Origin of the sequence: Paenibacillus sp. 2TAB19 (genome assembly GCF_052115185.1) — a bacterium.
Lineage (GTDB): Bacteria > Bacillota > Bacilli > Paenibacillales > Paenibacillaceae > Pristimantibacillus.
Map to the genome: position 1 here is coordinate 1 of NZ_JBFRGE010000155.1, position 4,129 is coordinate 4,129.

The 4,129-nt window shown below is 44.1% G+C and carries 5 protein-coding genes; all 5 read right to left on the reverse strand.

Features of this window, described 5'->3' with window-relative positions; genetic code table 11:
• Positions 1 to 135: 135 nt before the first annotated feature.
• Complete coding sequence (locus AB4Z33_RS30335; protein ID WP_442053468.1) at positions 136 to 492, reverse strand: hypothetical protein; 357 nt, start codon at positions 490 to 492, stop codon at positions 136 to 138.
• Positions 493 to 507: 15 nt separating this feature from the next.
• On the reverse strand, positions 508 to 708 hold the full coding sequence (locus AB4Z33_RS30340) for a hypothetical protein (RefSeq protein ID WP_442053469.1): 201 nt from the start codon (positions 706 to 708) through the stop codon (positions 508 to 510).
• A 64-nt stretch (positions 709 to 772) separates the two neighbouring features.
• Positions 773 to 1,027, reverse strand: a complete 255-nt coding sequence (locus AB4Z33_RS30345) for a hypothetical protein (protein WP_442053470.1) — start codon at positions 1,025 to 1,027, stop codon at positions 773 to 775.
• Positions 1,028 to 2,528: 1,501 nt separating this feature from the next.
• A complete protein-coding gene (locus tag AB4Z33_RS30350) occupies positions 2,529 to 3,482 on the reverse strand; it encodes a DUF4871 domain-containing protein (protein WP_442053471.1) in 954 nt (317 codons plus the stop codon).
• Positions 3,483 to 3,485: 3 nt separating this feature from the next.
• Positions 3,486 to 4,129: RNA polymerase sigma factor (locus AB4Z33_RS30355; protein WP_442053472.1), on the reverse strand; the 644-nt coding region annotated here is incomplete at its 5' end.

Sequence of the window (4,129 nt, forward strand, 5' to 3'; positions counted from 1 at the left end):
TGATGCAGCATTCACCTTTATTCCCGCATGCCCATTTTTACGTCTGTTCGCCACCGACTACTCCCACACCCTCCTCTTCGTTGTAACTACAGGATGAAATCCTGCGAATTCATGAGCCTGAGTGAGGAAACTGAATCATTTCGAGGGAGGATTCCTGTAGAGCGTTAATTTTTGCGCTTTGCATAAAAACGAGCGACTCCGGTGTCTGCCAGTTAGCTCAAAAAACGTCTTTATATAATTACTCCAATCGATAACATATGAACATACTGACTGAATCTCGCTTTCACGGAAGGCGAACATCATAAAATGCTCAAGCAGGAAATTATATATCAAAGTAAAAAAAGCCCTAATTTCGGCTTCGGTCGCTCCTTTTCCAGCCTCTAACCCAATCCCGTATAGCTCAACAACCCCGAAAGGTGGTATCTGATCCCAATAGTCAAAATCATTATCTTCTATATCCTTAATGACGCTTTGCTCCATGGAAGCAAGCATCTACGATTTTTCCTGTCACAAATCACATAGGGTAAACTTTAAAGTTAATCCCATACCGTCGCACTGAATTTCGATATTGGCGTGGTTCAAATTGTGACCTGGACTGACGGAAATTCGATAGTTGTCAACACAACGCTTGAATTCCGTACCTGCATCCTCCCAAGCCTCCAATTTATATCCCTTTTCTTTCAAAAATAGGTGAATCCTTGTTGCCATAACTCCCTCCTTTGCTTTGTATAATGTTAGCGACAGCAATGTCACGGAAGTACTGAAAATTCAACTATCGTCCTTCGTTAGCGGAATCCCCAGGCGGCTTGCCTCCGTCGTCGACCTTCGGCTGTTGCTGGAGCTTGACCAGCTGCTCGTACCGTTCACGGATCTTTGGTATTGCCCCCTCGCGCAACTTTTCGAGCTTTTCGGTTGACAGACGATCGAGTTCCTCTTTCTGCTCCGAGCTGACCTTGTATACTTTCGTCGTTATGATCTCACTTGTTTGATACACCGTTTTCTCTGGATCCTGTTTCTCCTTGTCCATGTGTCAACTCCCCCGTTCCTCAATGGAACGGAAAACGGCAGCCGTCCGTCTGACGTTTTCATTAAGCAATAGTTCCCCGTTAACATAACAGTCTGCGAAGATGTTTAATCCACCTAGGTTCATATGCCTCACTTATTGGAAACCCTGTATAAGTTTTATGATAAGGGTCCATCTCCCATAACTTCATAAGCCCCTCAGGAACTTCATATTTGATAATGGGTGAACTTAGGTCCCGCCTATAGTAATACTGTTTACATTCAATACAGAATAATATCACCGATATCTTTGAGTAATACGCGTAAACATGAAGCTCAGTATTACACTCTTCACAACGGAATATCCGTTTTCGGTTTAACCAATCAATGAGCTTATTCGTAGACAGTTACACCACTTCCTAGCCCCAAGAGGATTACTTATATTACCACATATTGCAACTAACCTGCCCTTTAGCTTAAGAAATCGTGCATATTTCGGGGATCACGGGACTGTAAAGAAGTTATTGTCCTAATACGGTTTTGTATAGAAGTTCTTGTCTTGTGTTGGCGACAAGAACTTCAATACAAACAACAAAAAAGCCGCAGTTTATGCGACCTCCGTTGTACAGATGTTCTTGTCTTCCGACAATTGCCGCGCCTCTGTTCTGGGTCAGTTTTTTTCTCCCAAGTTGCAGTTGCAACTTGGGCGTATTTTCCGTTTAGTTCAATGGTTGAAGTCCTTTTAATAWATTCGCCATTAATTTGTTAGCTAAACGTAACGCCTCCGTTCGGTCCTTCGCTGGGGCTGTAAGCATCAGACCGTCYTTACCACTCCAATAACTAGACTTACCATCTTGTTGTTGTTCAAAAAGTGTAAGAGTAATTTGACGAAAAYCATCATCGGCATATAACGTTCCCAACGAAAAACTCTTTCCTATGGTCYCGTCTTCATACCAATGGTACATTAKCAGAAAACCTTCTCCCTTTCGAGCGATGAACGTGCGATTCGACAGTTGTTCCTTCGGTACWGGCAACGGTTCGCCTTCRAGTTCTACCGTTCCTCTAWACAGTCGCTGTCCGTTCAGCGCTCGACGAAAGGTTCCTTCGATTTGTACGGTGGCAGATTCGGCCTCTAAGGCATTCTCTGTGCCTAAACGGTATTTTACCCCTTCTAGCCTTATATCCACTTCACGCGGTAAGTACACCCAAATACCAGCAGTTAAAGCAGTTAGAAAGAATCCTAGTCCGAGAAGCCAAACAACCTTCTTCTTCAACAAACTTCATCCCCTTTTAGCATCTAGAGTTGATTGTTTGAATAAGGGTCTCTCATTAAATAATCAAGTTATTTGTAAAACGTTTATAATGGCGTGGAAGTTGCGTTATACTGCCCTTTAGCTTAATGAAAATGGAGCAACTGCCTGATCTCAATCTGCTCCATGTTGTATTCAACTAAAGTTCCCAGTTAGCGTAATGGCTCGGATATTGCATAAAAAGGCCTAAAGGGTCCTTTTCTTATGAAAGTTATTTTATGTCGATACCTCTACGACAATCGTATCAAGCAGTTGTCCCTTTACGTAAGGAAGTAGCCGCCAACGCCCTGTTTCAGGCAACTCCATCGAGGTGACGACGTGACGGTCAGCTCCGTTCAACTCACCGGCCAAGGCATTCGCGGAGCTTAACTTGTTTGAGGAGTAAACAACGATCATCTTGTCTGTACCTTGTTTCACCGCTTTCACCTCAAAGGGCCCGTTAAGAAGATCATCTTTTCCCCAGAAATGCCACATGTATTTTTGGGTTTTCCCGGCAATGAAGCCAGCATCGATAAAACCCACCTTTTTCTCGGCCCCGCGTATCATGTAAGCACCGGATTGAAACTTAGGCGTAATGTCCCAAGCAGGTTTAAGCATAAACAGCTCTACATTTCCGTAAGGCTTATCGTCCAACAGGACATTCAATTCCCACATCCCCTCCAACGGCAAWACGAAACGGGCCGTGTATCTTTCCAATCCCGAAAAACCGGGACTTGGCTTCGCAATAACTTCGGAAGATAACGTCTCCTTTGCGCCTGATTGGAGATGGACAGCTTGAAGCGTCAGCGTTTTTTCCAAATAGGTTTCTAAGGGCTCATCAAAATGAAAGATATATCCCGCGGTTGTACCCGCCTTCGCATACGGTTCGGGATTAACTGTGAATAGCCGACGTCCCTGATCGTAATAGGCAGTCCGTGCTGTAGGATTACCGGATATTTCGACGTGCGGTTTGATTCTGGAAGGTAACACCTCGTCTTTGAATTGAGACCAGCCGATAACAAGTGATGCTATCACCAGAGGTACACATACAGCCGATATTATAGAAAAATGGTTTCTCTGCGATTCACCCGCCCGCTGAAGCACCTTATTCTTCAAATCTGCTGTAAATTGACGACTAGCAAAAGGTGGTTCCGCCATACTTTTGACCCAAGCCGGTTTTTCCTCGCTCATGTTTTATACCTCCTCACGGGTTAGTAGTTCACTCATCCGTTTCTTGGCTCGATGCGATCTAGATTTAACGGTACCTTCTGATACTTTCAACAAATTGGCGATTTCTTTTTGCTTCAGTCCGTAATGAAAATCCAGAACCAATACCTCTCTGTATTTGCGAGGCAGCTGCATGACTGCACCCCAAACCTTGCGGTTATCTAGACGATCGAATACCACCTGTTCCGCAGCTGGAGAGGTCCCACGTTTCATAAATTTATCGGTCAGGGTCACTTTACGGACGAAGGCGCTTTGCAAATAATGCAGTGCTTTATTCCTCGTTATCGTTAGTAACCAGCTTTTAATCGAACAGTCTCCTCGAAATGCGTACAAGCTGTTATATGCTGCTAGGAAAACCTCTTGTGAGATATCGTCGGCGACATCGGAACGATTTGTCAAAAAGTAAGCGAAATTCCACACATCACTTCCGAACGAATCCATCAAATCACGAAGCACGATACTCCGATCATAACCMTTTGCCAGATGCTTTAAGTAATCCCACTGGTCTGTCAATGCCTTCACCCCAATAAATAAGACCGTAGTTTGCACCAAATGGTTCCTTATTACAAAATAAATTATATCTTTTGCTTGCTGAGACCCTTCCCTTGAAG

Bases quoted from the DNA above. Each gene is read 5' to 3' on its own strand.
- AB4Z33_RS30335 (WP_442053468.1), bottom strand. From the start codon at position 492: ATGCTTGCTTCCATGGAGCAAAGCGTCATTAAGGATATAGAAGATAAT.
- AB4Z33_RS30340 (WP_442053469.1), bottom strand. From the start codon at position 708: ATGGCAACAAGGATTCACCTATTTTTGAAAGAAAAGGGATATAAATTG.
- AB4Z33_RS30345 (WP_442053470.1), bottom strand. From the start codon at position 1,027: ATGGACAAGGAGAAACAGGATCCAGAGAAAACGGTGTATCAAACAAGT.